Here is a 16,471-nt window from a genome sequence, read left to right as displayed (position 1 = left end):
TTCATTTCACCTCTTTCTTGTGCGTTAAGGCAATCATGATGATTTGTTTAATATGTTCATCATCCAATGAATATAGAGCTAATTTGCCCTCTTTTCGATATTTAACAATGTCTTGTTTATAAAGAGTCCTTAGATGGTGAGAAGCAGTCGCAACTGATGAACCAATAATATTCGCTATATCACAAACACATAGCTCTTCATCCTGGCATAAAGCATACGTTATTTTCGCTCTATTCTCATCAGCTAGCGCTTTGAATAATTGAGCAACGCTGGACAAATTTTCTCTTTGTATATCTGTCCTTATGCGATCAACCTTAGTTTGATCAAACCCGTATACATCACATGTATCCTTTTTACTCATTATTTCACCCTCTTCATTCAAACCTTCGTTTGATTATATTATATATCCCTTCTACTTATCATTCAAATATATGTTTGAATATTGAAAAAGGTTTGGGTTATTTTATTATTTAAGCAAAAGTCTATTTCCTTTACTTTCTCGCAGGTATAATCTTATACGGTTATTTTCTAACCTTCCTACTTTCCCAATAATTTTGATTTGATGGTAAAATGAAATACAGAAATTCCCTGTAATCCAACAAAGAATAGAGATGGGGTTGATGGATTGTTGGCAAGGTGTACACACTGTAATTTCAAGTGGAAAGTTAAAGACATTTGGTCACTCGGCTTTACTAAGGAAGGAAAGGATTGTCCAAGCTGCAAAAACAAGCAATATGTATCTTTTAAAGATAGAGGTTTTATATTGGGGTTGGGTTATTTAAGCGGAACAATTGCTATACTAATTATTATTTTTTTCCCTTTTTTTATTAAATTAAGCAATCAGGATGAAACCATATTTTAATTGACGACACCGAGGAAGTTCTCCTGCTTTAAAGTCCCGGAAGTTTTCGTGCTAAGCGATATCTACAAAAAAAAAGACTGTCGACATTGTCGGCAGCCTCTAAATTGAACTAAGTAAATCTTTATTGTACAAAAAATTAATATTACAATTCAATCGGTTCATTTTGAACTTCACGGTTCCACCGCATCCTCATATTCGGATAAGCAATTCCGCATAAAATAATAATTACGCCTATCCATTGTGCTCCAGTTACTACTTCATTAAGCACAAGAGCAGACATTAATACAGCCATAGGCAATTCTGAAGCACTTAAGATAGTCCCGAGCCCACTTCCTATCTTAGGCATACCTATATTAAAGAATATAGGAGGAATTAAGGAAGCACATAAACCTGCAACTATACTATATATAAATAAGCCATCCATCAATGTACCATTTAGAAGGAATACTGGCGGGAATACGATTAAAATGAGTAACGCTGCCCCCGTTGTCATAAATGCACTCTTATAAATAGGATGAATTTCGATATTGCTGCGTCCACTTACTACAATGAAAGAGGCAAATGATGTCGCAGATAGGAGTCCCCAAACTATACCCACTAATGAAACATCGCCATTACTTGCCAAGATACCTGATGCAAGAATGGATCCTAATAAAATGATCACAGTGGCAATAATATTTTTCTTACCAGGAGCCTTTTTATCGAAAATATATTGTAATACAAAACTAATCCATGTAAATTGCAAAAGCAAAATGATGGCAAACGATGCATCTACATAGGTCAGCGATTTATTATAAAAGATTCCCGTCAGTCCCATTGGGAAGCCGCTGATTAATAAAATTATTATTTGCTTACCTGACAACTTAACCTTAGGTACAAATAATGCTACAATCCACAGCATAACAGCACCCAACAAATACTGACTACCTGTAATTTCACCCTGAGTGAACCCTTCCCCATAGGCAAGTTTCACAAAAGTAGAAACCACCCCATACGAACAACCGCCTAAAAAAACAAGTAAAGCATATCTCCAAATCCCCATAAAAACCTCCTAAAATAAAAAGCTGAAACGGCTCGCTCAGAAACGAGGAGCATAAGAAAGAGACTCGAAGGGGAGGTTCATCCCCCGTAGAGGCTATGCTTATGTCCTGAGTTTCTAGCCGTTGAAGCTAGATTGCATATAAAGCTAAAACTCAAGGAACGAAGACTAAGAACGCCACGTCCTGTGGCAACGTCTTCATGACCTACATCCTGTAGGCCCGCGAGGAGTATAAGACAAAGGCACAGAGGGAGTTTCATCCCCGTAGTGGCTTTGCTTATGTCCCGAGCTCCTAGGCCCTGAAGCTGGCCAAAATAAAAAACACCCACCCCTTATAAAGGGATGGGTGGCGAAAACAAAACATTCAAAAATCCACCTGCCACACACTTGCTCTGCAGCTTTTAAAAAATTAGCATTCCATTTAGATTATAATGACTATTTCTTTGAATGTAAAATATAAACTCTAATCTTCTTTTGAGAATTCTCCTTTTAATAATTTTTCTTTTAACCAACTAATTAAACGCTAATATAAAAACATTCCTAAAAACAAGAAAGACATTGCACAAAATCGCAATGTCTTTTTTGTAATTATTTTACGAGTAATTTAACAACCTTGCTGCTTTTATCTTTATTCTTCGCTGATACTGTTAATTCTTTACCAGCCTTTTGATTCTTGATATTAATTATAAATTCTCCATTTTCATTAGCTTTTCCAGAACCAATTGTCTCTTTTCCTACTTTAACAGAAATGGTAGCTCCAGGTGCAGTCATTCCTTTTATTTTGGTAGACTTACTGGATACATCTTCGATTGTCAGCGGTAGGTATGGACTGTTTTCTTCTAGAATATCAAAAATAAATTTTGCTTGGTCTGTGTTATCTATTAAACCACTAAATCTATCTTTTTTAGGTCCATATGCAAAGACTGCCACATCGTCCCCAGTGTGTCCGCTTGTTGTCCAACCTGAATTTGAACGTGCATTATAAATGTTCTCAATCGCATTATCAATTTTTGTAACGTCTTTTACACCGTCAATCGGTTCAGCGGCTATCACTACCGTATCTAGCTCTTCACTCGTTAGTTCTAAGCCACTATACTTATTTAGTGTTTCTTCAACAGATTTACCGGCTGCTATTTCTGCTGCCATGAAGTCTGGGGTTCTTTTTGCGCTTTGGACCGGTTCAGGAAACCAATTATATTCTCCGTTTGCTCCCATAGTATATCCACCAGTTGAATGGTCTGAAGTAAGGACAACCAAAGTTTCCTTATCTTTTTTAGCAAATTCTATTACAGCTTTAAATGCTTGTTCAAAATCCTCCATTTCGCTCATTGTACCTACAATATCGTTATCATGCGCAGCCCAGTCAATTTGCGACCCTTCTACCAATAAGAAAAATCCATCTTTATTTTTATTTAATTTATTTATTGCAACATTTGTCATTTCTTTTAATGATGGGATTTCTTTAGTACGATCGATCATTTTTGGAAGGCCACCATCCGCAAACAACCCTAGAATCTGTTTATTTTTATCCGAACTCATTTCGTTTTTATTTGTAACGTAACTATATCCTTTATTTTGGAATTCTTCTGTTAGATCACGATCAGTGCGTACAAAATTCTTTAGTCCGCCACCTAACATAACATCCACTTTATGTTTTCCATTAATCATTTCATCAAAATAATCATCGGCAATCTGATTCATATTATGCCTGGAAATATCATGGGCTCCAAAAGATGCTGGTGTTGCATGTGTTAATTCGGATGTAGCTACAAGTCCGGTTGATTTCCCAAGCGCTTTAGCTTCTTCCAGGACCGTTTTAACTTCATTTTGATGAACATCTACAGCGATTGCTGCATTGTATGTTTTAACACCTGAAGACATAGCTGTTGCTGCTGAAGCAGAGTCAGTAATGTTTTGTTCCTCATCATCAGCATACGTAGTTTGCATGCCTACCAAATATGAATCAAATGTTGTGTTTTCGATTATTTTTGTGTTTGGATTATCTTTCATATATCTGTGAGCAGCTAAAAATGGGACTCCCATTCCATCCCCCACCATAAAAATGATATTTTTAACTTCTGTTTTTTTCTTTCCTGCCGCTTCGGCATGTTCTTTTTTTTCAAGAGATAGAAAACCGGTACTTAAACCAATAAGCAAACATAGCGCTATAAATACAGATAAAACCTTTTTGTTAACCGCTTTCAATTCATCCACTCCCTAAAATAGTTTAACTATCATAAAGTATACATGTTAATTATTGGAATAAAATTTGTTATCTATATATTTTTATTTACATTTTTTGCTACTAAATTCATAAGTATCTTTATAAATATTACATTTACATGACATAACGTGTTAAAAGACCTACTATTTTCTCACTTTTCAACATTAATCACAGCAAAAAGGCGTTCAACAAATATTTTGTTGAACGCCTTTTTAAAAAGATTATTTAGATTTTCTTAACAAATTCTGATTTTAATTTCATTGGTCCGAAGCCATCGATTTTACAATCAATGTCATGATCAGCATCCACGAGACGAATATTCTTCACCTTAGTACCTTGTTTCAAAACCGAGGAGCTTCCTTTTACTTTTAAATCTTTGATAACAGTAACAGTGTCACCATCATTTAAAATATTCCCGTTAGCATCTTTATACACTTTCACATCTTCACTTTCAGATTCTAACGTCCACTCATGCCCGCATTCCGGACAAACTAAAAGCGGACCATCTTCATATGTGTATTCAGAATTACATTTAGGGCAATTTGGCAATGTTGTCATATTATTAACCTCCGAGCAATTAATACTATCTATACACTAATAGTATTCGCATTTTACATATTTTCATGTTTATCCATAAAGTAGATTATAACCATGACAACCAGCCTTTTAAAAGTAGTGTTTTATTGGTAAATAGCCACAATATATTTAGGTTGAGTTGAAATAAGGTTTCTATTTAACATTTTTGCTTCATGACTCTCCCTTTCAACTGTACGCACAAAATATCTACTCGGTAGAATCAAATAAAACCCGTATTGGCTTTGGGAGAAATCTTCTTTTATAAATGAATGACGTCAAATTGAGGATGAAGGTTGGAACTTTTTTAGGGAAATATTTTTTTGAGTACATCTGAAAATACGCTCTCTTCAAATCTTTCCACTGGTTATCTTTTTCCTGTTGCATGAAACGAGCAACATCAATCACTTTTACTCCTCCATCAGAAGTAATGATAATATTTTTAAGATGTATATCAGCGGGATTTAATCCAACTTCCTCCGCCATTTTTAAAGCTTTGCTTATCTCTTTAACTTTCTCTTCAGGTACAAAAATACCTTTTTGTAGACATTGAAACAATGTATAGCCCTCAATAAAATCAATGATAATATAATTATTACCATCATCATATAACGACGGATAATAATCTATATGCTGCAATTTACGGTAAATGGTCGCTTCCTCAAGGGCTATTCTCTTTTTATGAGGAAAATATATTTTTAAAGCCAAATCCTTATCTTTAATTTTAAATACAAAAGCACTCCTGCCTGTACCTATTAGTATTAGATTCTGGCTATATTTAATTAATCTTGGTTTAGATCCATTCATTTCAATCTCTACACTATCTGCTAAAGCTTTATAGGATATAGTAAACACCTCATTTTAAAATAAAAACCCCATATCATATAAGTCCAAAACTATCTAGGCTTATTTGAAATGGGGACTTCCTTTATTAATATTAAGAATTAGTATCATTATACTATATACCTTTGAAGTAATTAAAATTTCTGCTTTATATTATTTATTGGGTAAAAAAAACTATTCATTTAGAGATGTCCAAATTAACAATATCCATTTTTTCTTCAGCACTGGTAAACAGTTTATAAGATAGGTGAAAAGATTTGAAAATCTGTATATTAGAATATTCCAGATTACTTTTTGATAATGTCATTTTGTTTTAACAACAAGAAGTTTTAAAGCCTTACAGCATATCAATTATTCGTATATTTCTATTAAAGAGATATACGAACTCCTAAAATACCTAAAGGGGATTAGTATATCCTATCCTACACTAAGTTCCATTTGTACATTTTACTTGTTGAGCATATGGCTGAATAAAGGCTCTATTCCATATGGAATAGAGCCTTTCAGAATGCCTATTTCGTTATTAAATCAAAGAAAGACTCTCAAGGGAGAGTCTTTCTTAATAGCTTTGGCTATTATGCTTTTTGAACATTAGTAGCTTGGGGTCCACGTTGACCTTGTTCTACTTCAAATGTTACACTTTGACCTTCGTCTAAAGATTTGAAACCTTCGCCTTGGATTGCTGAGAAATGTACAAATACATCTTCTCCGCCTTCGCGTTCGATAAATCCAAAACCTTTTTCTGCATTAAACCATTTAACTTTACCTTGTTCCATGTTTGTTGCCTCCCAGTGTGTATATCACACAATGTATTAATATCCTTGCTCAAATTACCTTAGACGAAAAACAAAATCTTTTCTCAATCTGCTTAGAACAAAAATAATTCTTCTTAAGAATAACATGCTTTATAAAAATTAGCAAATTTTAGAATCTAAATGATAGAAACTACTTAAAATTATTTCAAGACAAATATAAAAAATCCTGCTTTAATACTCCTCATACTAGAGAATGGGTAATTATCTTTATTTATTCACAGTTTCATCTGCTCCTGTTCTAGATTATATCCATAAATCAAGGCTGATATATTCCCCATTTTCTTTATTATCCTTTCTGTATTTTCAGAAAATAACAAATTGATTGGAAGTTAACAAGAAGACCATAAGTATCTAACAGGTATGTTAGATATACAGAATCAAAAAAATATTATGCTAGTATAAAATCAAGAAAACTATGAGGTGACTATTATGAAGGAAACTATCGTAAATACAAGCTTAAAAAGCATGATTAATATAGAAATCTTAAAGGCTGCAAAGGCGGTTGACTCGGCTACAGATTCCTCTGAATACTATTATAAAATCAAGGAATATAAAAGAGCGAGAAAATTAAAAGAACTAATATCCGAATTAAATAAAGGTAATGATTATGTCTTACAAAGATTAAATGAACTATCCAACAGAAAATCAGCTTCTATATAAAAGTCAGCAGACAGGCTGACTTTTATCTTTTTTTATAAATTGGTATCCTATAAAGACCAGTAAAAAGGACCTTTCCACTGTAGATCTAAATCTCGTAAAATTAACAACCAAAGATTTAGTTCTTTACTTGAGTAAAATTCTTTAGATATTCGCTTTCATTTACAGATATCACTTTTTTTAAATCCGTCGTTCTTAATACAAACTCCTTAACACCAATAAATTCAGATTCTGCAATCAAATAAAACTCTGTTTCTTTTTTAAATCCCTTAAACGGTCTGTTTAATCTAAATAACTTCATTAAATAACTCCTGGCGATCAATTAAAATTCGATAAATAATTCCTGTCCATCTTCTGTTTCATAAAATTATTGCAACAATTTATTATACTTTACTAAGAGCTGCAGTACACTTCGAATTCAAGCTTCTTAAGTCAAATACAAAGTACCATATTTAAAAAAATGTTGGTTACAAAGGTATTGGTGAACAATGGACTAATTTCCCCCTTGATTCTAATACATTCTTCCTCTATTTTGCATTTAGGACACCCTGAATATTTTTCCATATTTATAGTCTACTAGAACGGGTAAATTAATTATAACAATATAATAATATCTGGAGGTGTGCAAAATGTTGGTTTTTCTTGTACTAGCCTTAATTATTGCCTTTATAGCCTTTTTGATATTATCCATTATTGGCTTTATCAAGAAGAATGGGAAAGGTAAAAAGAATTTAATTCTAGCGGGTGGCTGCTTTCTAGCTTCCTTTGTTTTTCTTATCATTGAATCCATTGTAAACCCTATTCCTATGGAAATCAGCCTGAATGTAACAAGTGAAATACCTGAAGAAGTGAAAACTACTCAGGATACTATCACTATTAAAGGTACTGTAGAACATGCTGATCAATTAAAGGTTAATGGTAAAACTGTAACTATCAAAGAAGACAGCTTTTCTACTGATGTGGTACTTGAGGAAGGAGAAAACCCAATTGTCATTTATGCCAATAACGAAGAGTATAGTAAAGAGTTAAAGTATGAAGTAATGAGAGCGTATCCACCTATCGATTTGAATATTTCATATGATAGTCATATAGAAGTGCCTTCTTATACTTTAAAAGGCACCGTACAACCTGGGGCAACCGTCATATTAAATAAAGATGGCACAAAAAATGGAGAAGTTACCGCTGATGCAAATGGCACATTTTCCTTCAAACTTGATACAAAAGCTGAAGGTACCTACAACTATGTTGTAGATGCTAATAAAGAGGGATATACAGAAGAACATTTGAACATTTCCATAAACAGAACAATCCCTAATATTCCTCTTACTGTTACAAATGATAGCCAGATACAAGCACCTTCCTATACGATTAAAGGTAAAACAGAACCTGGTGCAACAGTAACGATTATGAAGGATGAAAAAAAGCTGGATCAAGCTACTGCCGGAAAAGATGGGACTTTCTCCTTTAATGTAAATACAAAAGAAAAAGGTGAATATAAATACACCATAAAAGCTACTAAAGAAAATTTCAAGGAACAAACAAAAGAAGTGGCTTTTACAAGAACCTTATCAGCAAAAGAAGAAGCACAAGCTAAGAGAGCAAATGCTAAAACCATTAGTTTTGACAAGCTGAATAAAAACCCTGACCGCTACAAAGGTGAATATGTAAAATATAGAGGTGAAATTGTTCAAATAATGGAAAGTGATGGAATGACTGCAATTCGCCTTTCTATTACTCCAACCTCTTACGGCTGGTCTGTATCTGATATTATTTATGTAGCTTACCTCGGTTATACAGATTTTGTTGATGAAGACGTTGTCACTATTTATGGTGAAGTAAACGGTTCCTTTACTTATACATCTCAAGCAGGATGGGATATTACACTCCCATTAGTAATTGCAGATTCCATTGAATAAATAAGAGAGAGCCAGGTGGCTCTCTCTTGTCATTGCATTCATTACATATCTAATTCTGTAAAAGCATATGGCACTAATTCTTTTAAAGTCAATTCTTTACATTCTTTCTTTGCATTCGTTAAATAAACTGGCATGTCAGGAGAACAAAATTCAACTAAAACCTGTCTGCAAATACTGCAAGGCGGTAAATAATCCTCTGTGGCCCCTGAAATAGCTATCGCCTGAAAATCACCTTTTTGATAACCTTTTGTAATTGCCGTAAAAATGGCTGTTCTTTCTGCACAGTTTGTTGCACCAAAAGATACGTTTTCAACATTTACACCATTGATAATACTTCCATCTTTAAGTAAAAGGGCAGCCCCAACAGGAAATTGAGAATACGGCATATAAGCATTTGATTTTACAGCACGGGCACTTTCCAATAATGTTTCTTTATTTACCATCTAGATCATCTCCAATTACAATAAATTGAAAAGACACTCATTTATACGATTGTACCAAATTAATAACGATATTTTCTTCTTGTCACTAAAATGATTATAATTGCTGGCAATGTAAAAATAGCCATTCCGGCAAAAGAGAGTCCTGGAGAAATATCATATAAAAATCCTCCTGCCAGTGTCAATATCGCTGTGCTAAAACTCATAGCAAAAGCCGAGTATACACCTTGTGCATTGGAATTTTGCTCTTTTGGCAGCGAGTTTGTTATATAAAGGATAAATGCATAATGTGCCAAAGCAAAGGATAGTGCATGCAAACTCTGCGATAACATGAAAACCCAAACATTCGGGAATACAGCTACCAATAACCAGCGCAGAGTTGATCCAGCAGCAGCTACCAATAATAAAGAAGATGGCTGCCATTTTCTAAACAGATGATCAGCCTTCGCAAAACAGATGATCTCAAAAATAACAGCAATATTAATGATCATACCGATATAGTATGTGTTTACACCTAAATCCTGTAAATAAATATAGCCATAATTATAATAAGATGCGTGAGCACCCTGAAGTAAAAATACGATTAGCAAAACAATTGAGAAGCTTTTAATCTTCCATAAGCTGCTCATTTTCATTGTATTTTTACTTTCATTTTTGATCGGTTTTTCAGTTAGTATATCCGGGCTAGGTAAAATATACTTGATAAGCATTAAAACAAGCATGAACATCATTGCCCATAAAATCCCACTATCCCCAAAATACCCAGTAACCATACTAATTACTAGCACAGAGACAATGAATCCAAGAGAGCCATATGAGCGAGCTTTTCCATATGCCCCATCCCCCTGTCTCATTAAAATACTAGCAGTACCTTCCACTGCGGGAAGTAAAGTTGGATAAAAGGCACTAAAAATAAGAGTGACAACAAATAGGGAAGTAAATGATGTCGATGGTATATATAGGATTGTCACTGCTAATGAGCAGATAATTAAAAGGAAAGCGACTTTATGAGCACTCCAGTATCTGGAGGCGATTGGATAAACAAAGAGCGCTGATAGCCCTCGTACCACCAATCCAAATCCCATAATTAAGCTTGCTTCTGATACTGTCAATCCTTTTCCTTGTACAAGATAACCTGTCCAATAAGGTAAAAATATACCCCATGTCATAAAAAATAAAAAAAAGTTCTGTGAAAACCAACGCGGATTGTTCATTCTTTCTCCCTCCATACTTATTGCATCATAGCATGTTTCACGCTTACAATAATGTGAGATATCTCATATTTTTTTAATAATTTGGAGGAAAAAAGTGCAGATTTTATCTGAACCATTGCGCAGCCAATATATTGATTTAAACAGTATCCAACCCTTTTCCAGTGTCTCGATAAAACCATTTATTCAAGTCCATGAATTTGAGCGTGGTGAATTCATTTACAAAGAAGGTTCTATACCAGAGTATCTATACCTTATTGTTGAAGGGAAAGCGAAACTATATATCACGCTTGAAAACGGAAAAGTATCTCTCCTTAATTTTATTGAAGCACCGTCACTTATTGGCGAACTCGAATTATTGGGAGTAGAGCAATATTCTATAGGGGTCCAAACATCAACAAAAACGGTCTGTTTAGCTATTCCCATGCATATATGTAAAAATCAATTATTAGAAGATCCGGTTTTCCTGAGGCATTTGTCCATATTTTTAAGCAAAAAAACACATTATCTTTCATTTAAATCTGTCCAAACTCAAATTTATCCGCTCGAAAATCGGTTAGCTTCATTTATTTTAATGTCAGCTGAAAATGATTTTTACAAAGAAAAACACACAGAAGTCAGTGAATATTTAGGAGTTTCCTACCGTCACTTATTACATGTTATCTCACAATTCTGTAAGGGAAATCTTATAAAAAAATATGATCGTGGCTATATCATTTTGGATAGGGAGCGGCTTCAGGAATTAGCTAAAATTGATTAATGATACATATGTTGTCCAATTCACTGCCTAAGTAAAAAAAGCTAATCTAAATGATTAGCTTTTTTCATTACATTATCTTTAATAATTAACAGGCTTATTCCCCAGTTTTAGCAAACCAATCAATCCGATCCCTTATCTCATCGCGTACCCTTTGGAAGAATGCCCATTTTTCTTCCTCACTTCCTTCCGCTTTTGCCGGATCATCAAATCCCCAATGAACTCGTTTTACTCTGGGCGGTGTTACTGGGCAATGTTCATCTGCATGCCCACATAAAGTTACGACCAAATCTGCATGATTTAAAATATCCGGATCAATCACATCTGAAGTGTGATTAGTTATGTCTATATTTACTTCCTGCATCGCTTTCACTGCATTCGGATTTAATCCATGGGCTTCAAGTCCAGCACTTTTGACATTCCAGTCAGGCAGGATTTCCTTTGCCCACCCTTCCGCCATCTGACTGCGACACGAATTACCTGTACATAAAAAATAAAGTGTTTTTTTCTTTGGCATTAAATTATTCCCCCTGATTGAACTTTTGTTCAGACGTTTCTACTTTGTTCCTATGGAAGTATTTCTTTTCCCAGCGCAGTGCTACACTTACAAGTGCAATCAAAACAGGAACTTCCACCAATGGACCGATAACAGCTGCAAAAGCTACGCCGCTATTAATCCCAAACATAGCAACCGCAACTGCAATTGCCAATTCAAAGTTATTACTCGCTGCTGTAAAGGATAACGATGCCGTTACAGGATAGGATGCTCCTGCTTTTCTTGAAGCAAAAAATGATACAGCAAACATGATTAAAAAGTAAATGAGCAATGGTATAGCAATTCGAATGGCATCCAATGGGAGTTCAACAATTTTATCTCCTTTTAAGGAGAACATCATCACAATCGTAAATAATAAAGCAATAAGTGTAAGAGGAGAGATTTTAGGTAAAAAAGATTCTTGATACCACTTTTCCCCTTTTAATTTTAATCCAATGAATCGTGTTGCCATTCCTGCTATAAAAGGAATACCTAAATAAATGAGAACGCTTTTTGTAACTTCCCACATCGAAATGACAACAGTAAAATTCTCCAACCCAAATACGCCTGGCAAGATATTTAAGAAAAAGTAGGCAAATGCCGAATAAAATAGAATCTGAAATACAGAGTTAAAAGCGACAAGTCCAGCTACATATTCTCGGTCCCCGCGAGCCAGATCATTCCAAACAATAACCATAGCTATACAACGCGCAAGACCAATCATAATCAGGCCGGCCATATACTCAGGATAATCATGTAAAAAGATAATTGCTAAGAAGAACATTAGAACCGGACCGAGCAACCAGTTTTGGAATAAGGATAGCAATAATACCTTCCAATCCTTAAATACACGCCACATCTCTTCATACTTCACTTTTGCCAATGGCGGATACATCATTACAATCAATCCAATAGCAATTGGAATGGATGTCGTCCCTACGGACATAGTATCTAACATTGTTTTAAAATCAGGTACTAACAGCGCAATTAAAATACCCACTGCCATGGCTGCAAAGATCCATACCGTTAAATATCGATCTAAAAAAGACAGCCTTTTCGTCACACTTTTTTCTGCCATCTGGTTCTCCCCCACTCTTTGTTGATTTAACAATCTGATGAACAGCATTTCACACTAATTGGCTCCAGCTGGTCAATGATTGCCTGAATATACGGCTGTTGAGTTTCATTTAGGCGAAAATGTTTCCATGTGCCTTTTTTTCTTTCCAGAATAATTCCTGCATCTTTCAACTTTTTCACTTGTTGGCTGACTGCAGGCTGGGAAATTTGAAGAACATCCACAAAATCACAAACACATACCTCTCCCTTTTTCAGACAAGCCAATAATTTTAACCGATTCGGGTCACTGACTGCTTTTAATTGCTGAGCCATTTGCTCAATTGTATTCATATATACCTCCTTTATATAACCAAACGCTTATATAAGACATTACTTATATTATATGACTTAATAATTAAAATCAAGAAAATAAAAAACAGTAAGCTAAAGTATCACCAGCTTACTGTTCAACTTTCCAAAACCATAAGTAAAATCTCTTCTCGACTAGCAGTATTCTTATTAAAAATATCCACCTATACCAATAACCAGGTAAAACACAATGATTCCTGCTATCTTTGCCTTTGACTCTCTACTTTTAATAAGCAAAGCTGCACAAAGAATAGTAAACAGTATATAGGCGATTAATCTTAACTGCCCCGTATAGGGACCCATATTATGTAATAGAAAAACAATGATTGATATAAAGGCAAGTAGCCAATAAAACCATTTTTGTAATAAACTCAAATTACCGTCCCCTTATATGTTATTAGAAATACTCCTCAATCACGATATTATGAGTTCCGTCTTTTTCTTATCTTTACTATAGATCTTTTAGTATCATTTAACCCTTTCTTCAAGAGGTAGTTTAATATTTTGATTCTCTGTTTACCCTATTAGACTTTTTTCTCATAACCACTGCCCTAGTTGTCCTTATAATATATAAAACCAGAAACAAAGATTTCCATCTACAATCTTTATAACTACTAACCCATCCGTTTGCTTTTTTGACGAAGACTTCTACCATCAAAACTCATTTATTCGATTTTCCACTTTAATAAATAGCATATAACTAAAATATCTACTAATAAAACAAAAATAGTACGAGTAAAAGAATGATAAAAAAAATATAATTTACACATTGAAACCAAATCATAAAAGAGAATTCCGCAGATCTAACAAAGGAAGTCTCATTTGCTTTACTTAGGATTTTATAGAATTATCTGGTTATCTTAAATATGTAAGCGGTTTAGACTATCAGATAAAAAGTATTAGAAATAATACGTTTATTTTTATAAAAATATTGTGTTAGGAGTGTTCAACATGAATAATCAACATACTACTGATACAGAAAAGAATGGACAGTTTCCATGGATGGACAAGTCATTGTCACCACGTGAGCGTGCTGAAAAGCTTGTAGCTGCAATGACATTGGAGCAAAAAATTGCCCAACTTCACGGCGCCATGAATACGATTAATATTTATGATATGCCATCTATGGATGAAATGAATGCCATGAGCCCTGAGGAACAAGATCGACTTATGGCCCAAATCCAGGTACAGCGCCATGTAAAAGGTATTGAAGAGTTAGGAATTCCACGTTTTCGTATTACCAACGGCCCTGTAGGCGTAGGTATGGGTGACGGACACCCAAGTCCACCAGCTACAGCATTGCCAATGTCCATCGGTGTTGCGGCTGGCTTCGATCCTGAGCTCGCACGTGAGTACGGTAATATCATTGGTTCTGAAACTGCAACACTTGGCCAGCATGTACTTGAGGGACCAGGGGTTTGTTTACACAGAACACCAATTGCCGGACGTAACTTTGAATATTTTTCAGAAGATCCATATCTATCCGGAGTGATGGGCGTCGAGATTACAAAAGCTATCCAAGAACACGATGTTATCGCCATGGGTAAACATTATGTAGTTAACGACCAGGAGTACGAACGTTTCCGTACGAGTGTTGAGTTGGATGAGCACGTATTGCGCGAGCTTTACCTGCTACCGTTCGAAATGTTGGTAAAAGACGGTGATATCGCTGCAATCATGAGCGCATACAACCGTGTTCGTGGTGTATACGCAACCGAAAACCGCTATATCCTTAACGATATTCTGCGTGACGAGTGGGGCTTCCAAGGTTACGTACAATCAGACTTCTGGTCATGCCGCTCTGCTGCCGCATCATTGAACGCTGGTATGGACCATGAAATGCCTGACGCTAAATGGTTAAACGAGACGAACGTCAAGAATGCACTCCAGGATACTAGCCTCGAGATTGAAACTGTTGACCGTGCATTGGTTCGCCGCTATACGCAAATGTTCCGTTTCGGTCAATTCGAGCGTCCTTACAATCCTGGTGAGATTGATGCAAAAGGCCATGGCGCCATTTCTCGTAAAATCGGCTCGCAGGCTGCTGTCCTTCTGAAAAATGAAGGTGAAATGCTTCCACTTGATCCGAAAGCTTATGACTCCATCGTAATCATTGGTCAATCTGAGTACGTGGATGACGCCTGCAACGGTGGTGGCGGTTCATCCAAGGTTACTCCGCTCTACACGGTACCACCGGTAGAAGGCATGCAAAATGTCCTTAAAGGTCTTGGTTCACACACGTCAGTCAGCAAGGTTACTGTCGCTAAAGATCTTTCAAATCTTGACGAAGCCAAAGAAGCTGCGGCTAAAGCTGATATGGTTATTCTAATGGCCGGCTTAGTTGCCTCTGAAGGTTTTGATTTACCTAGTCCAAACATGCTAAATGATCAGAATCGTATGATCGAAGAACTATTGGATATCAACCCGCAAACGGTTGTAGTCATGAAAGACAGCAGCCCTGTCATGATGCCATGGATCCAAAAGGCTAAAGCTGTTCTTGAGGCATGGAACCAAGGTACTGAAGATGGTCACGTCGTTGCCGATTTACTCTTTGGCGTTGTAAATCCATCCGGTAAAGTTCCTACCACATACGCAGCTTCTGAGGATGATCTTTTGTACGCAGGAAGACCTGAGCGTTATCCTGGTACAGATGAAGGCAATGGCTTCCCAGTTATCCGATATTCTGAGGGCCTTAACATGGGTTATCGTTGGTTCCAATCCCAAGGAATTAAGCCATTATTCCCGTTTGGATACGGTCTATCCTACACATCCTTTGAGCTTTCCGGATTCTCAGTAACACCATCACAAATAGATGGCAAATCCCCTATTACGGTAAAGGTGACCGTAACCAACACAGGAAAAGTTGCTGGAGCTGAGGTTGTTCAAGTATATCTAGGTATTCCTGTCCAAGGACAGCCACCTAAACGTCTTGTTGGTTTCCAAAAAGTTTACCTAGATCCTAATGAGTCACGTGAAGTTAGCATCACGATTGACCCAACTGCTACGAACCATCCAATGGGTGTATGGGACTACTACGAACACGATTTCGTGGTGAAACCTGGCGAGTACACTGTATATCTTGGTACATCCAGCGAAGATACTCCATACAAAGAAACAGTAGTCGTTGAATAAATAATATTAATTAATAGTTAGAAGGATTGAATCAACAATAGG

17 protein-coding genes and 1 pseudogene are annotated in these 16,471 nt (G+C 35.7%); 4 read left to right on the top strand and 14 right to left on the bottom strand.

Translation table 11 applies throughout. From position 1 onward, the window contains the following. Position 1: 1 nt before the first annotated feature. From AC4G3O_RS06120 to AC4G3O_RS06090, 7 genes and pseudogenes are all read right to left on the bottom strand, one after another. Entirely contained in the window at positions 2 to 361 is a 360-nt protein-coding gene (locus AC4G3O_RS06120) for an ArsR/SmtB family transcription factor (protein WP_066102105.1), read from the bottom strand. A gap of 643 nt (positions 362 to 1,004) precedes the next feature. Beyond that, positions 1,005 to 1,904: an EamA family transporter gene (locus AC4G3O_RS06115; RefSeq protein WP_491135961.1), complete on the bottom strand. Its 900-nt coding sequence runs from the start codon at positions 1,902 to 1,904 to the stop codon at positions 1,005 to 1,007. 585 nt (positions 1,905 to 2,489) lie between these two features. After that, positions 2,490 to 2,711, bottom strand: a complete 222-nt coding sequence (locus tag AC4G3O_RS06110; RefSeq protein WP_262366019.1) for an Ig-like domain-containing protein — start codon at positions 2,709 to 2,711, stop codon at positions 2,490 to 2,492. A 21-nt stretch (positions 2,712 to 2,732) separates the two neighbouring features. Further along, a pseudogene (locus AC4G3O_RS06105) lies at positions 2,733 to 4,106 on the bottom strand (alkaline phosphatase); the annotation flags it as partial. 244 nt (positions 4,107 to 4,350) lie between these two features. Next, entirely contained in the window at positions 4,351 to 4,683 is a 333-nt protein-coding gene (locus tag AC4G3O_RS06100) for a zinc ribbon domain-containing protein YjdM (RefSeq protein ID WP_066102117.1), read from the bottom strand. 225 nt (positions 4,684 to 4,908) lie between these two features. After that, positions 4,909 to 5,505, bottom strand: coding sequence for a protein kinase domain-containing protein (locus tag AC4G3O_RS06095; protein WP_140461114.1), 597 nt, complete (start codon positions 5,503 to 5,505; stop codon positions 4,909 to 4,911). Positions 5,506 to 6,116: 611 nt separating this feature from the next. Next, entirely contained in the window at positions 6,117 to 6,317 is a 201-nt protein-coding gene (locus tag AC4G3O_RS06090) for a cold-shock protein (RefSeq protein WP_066102120.1), read from the bottom strand. A gap of 468 nt (positions 6,318 to 6,785) precedes the next feature. On the opposite strand from AC4G3O_RS06090, the gene AC4G3O_RS06085 reads away from it, so the two are divergent. After that, positions 6,786 to 7,016 (top strand): hypothetical protein, encoded by a 231-nt coding sequence (locus AC4G3O_RS06085; protein ID WP_066102123.1) that lies wholly within the window; start codon positions 6,786 to 6,788, stop codon positions 7,014 to 7,016. 115 nt (positions 7,017 to 7,131) lie between these two features. On the opposite strand, the gene AC4G3O_RS06080 is transcribed toward AC4G3O_RS06085, so the two are convergent. After that, the gene (locus AC4G3O_RS06080; RefSeq protein WP_066102125.1) at positions 7,132 to 7,314 is read right to left on the bottom strand and encodes a hypothetical protein; all 183 of its coding nucleotides are present in this window, start codon (positions 7,312 to 7,314) and stop codon (positions 7,132 to 7,134) included. A gap of 328 nt (positions 7,315 to 7,642) precedes the next feature. Between AC4G3O_RS06080 and AC4G3O_RS06075 the strand changes: the two genes are divergently transcribed. Continuing rightward, positions 7,643 to 8,929, top strand: a complete 1,287-nt coding sequence (locus AC4G3O_RS06075) for an Ig-like domain-containing protein (protein WP_140461113.1) — start codon at positions 7,643 to 7,645, stop codon at positions 8,927 to 8,929. 41 nt (positions 8,930 to 8,970) lie between these two features. Here the strand turns inward: AC4G3O_RS06075 and AC4G3O_RS06070 are convergent, their stop codons facing one another. After that, positions 8,971 to 9,372: a cytidine deaminase gene (locus AC4G3O_RS06070; RefSeq protein WP_066102130.1), complete on the bottom strand. Its 402-nt coding sequence runs from the start codon at positions 9,370 to 9,372 to the stop codon at positions 8,971 to 8,973. Positions 9,373 to 9,431: 59 nt separating this feature from the next. Continuing rightward, positions 9,432 to 10,583, bottom strand: coding sequence for an MFS transporter (locus tag AC4G3O_RS06065; RefSeq protein WP_066102133.1), 1,152 nt, complete (start codon positions 10,581 to 10,583; stop codon positions 9,432 to 9,434). A 94-nt stretch (positions 10,584 to 10,677) separates the two neighbouring features. Here AC4G3O_RS06065 and yeiL point away from each other — a divergent pair, with 94 nt between their 5' ends. Next, positions 10,678 to 11,340: a transcriptional regulator YeiL gene (gene yeiL, locus AC4G3O_RS06060; RefSeq protein ID WP_139891541.1), complete on the top strand. Its 663-nt coding sequence runs from the start codon at positions 10,678 to 10,680 to the stop codon at positions 11,338 to 11,340. A gap of 94 nt (positions 11,341 to 11,434) precedes the next feature. Here yeiL and arsC read toward each other — a convergent pair whose 3' ends face one another. The 4 genes from arsC to AC4G3O_RS06040 all read right to left on the bottom strand — a co-directional run bounded on the left by arsC (position 11,435) and on the right by AC4G3O_RS06040 (position 13,672). Then, complete coding sequence (arsC, locus tag AC4G3O_RS06055; protein WP_139891542.1) at positions 11,435 to 11,854, bottom strand: arsenate reductase (thioredoxin); 420 nt, start codon at positions 11,852 to 11,854, stop codon at positions 11,435 to 11,437. A gap of 4 nt (positions 11,855 to 11,858) precedes the next feature. After that, entirely contained in the window at positions 11,859 to 12,950 is a 1,092-nt protein-coding gene (gene arsB, locus AC4G3O_RS06050) for an ACR3 family arsenite efflux transporter (protein WP_066102138.1), read from the bottom strand. 26 nt (positions 12,951 to 12,976) lie between these two features. Continuing rightward, complete coding sequence (locus tag AC4G3O_RS06045) at positions 12,977 to 13,279, bottom strand: ArsR/SmtB family transcription factor (protein ID WP_066102141.1); 303 nt, start codon at positions 13,277 to 13,279, stop codon at positions 12,977 to 12,979. A 168-nt stretch (positions 13,280 to 13,447) separates the two neighbouring features. Beyond that, positions 13,448 to 13,672 carry a hypothetical protein gene (locus AC4G3O_RS06040; protein WP_066102144.1) on the bottom strand — a complete coding sequence of 75 codons (225 nt, stop codon included), beginning with the start codon at positions 13,670 to 13,672 and terminating at the stop codon, positions 13,448 to 13,450. A gap of 576 nt (positions 13,673 to 14,248) precedes the next feature. Between AC4G3O_RS06040 and AC4G3O_RS06035 the strand changes: the two genes are divergently transcribed. Continuing rightward, positions 14,249 to 16,429, top strand: a complete 2,181-nt coding sequence (locus tag AC4G3O_RS06035) for a beta-glucosidase family protein (RefSeq protein WP_491135960.1) — start codon at positions 14,249 to 14,251, stop codon at positions 16,427 to 16,429. Positions 16,430 to 16,471 lie beyond the last annotated feature (42 nt).

The organism is Bacillus sp. z14 (2026), assembly GCF_058313575.1.
Note: the sequence above shows the minus strand (reverse complement) of the source record. Positions and strands in the feature narration are given on the sequence as shown.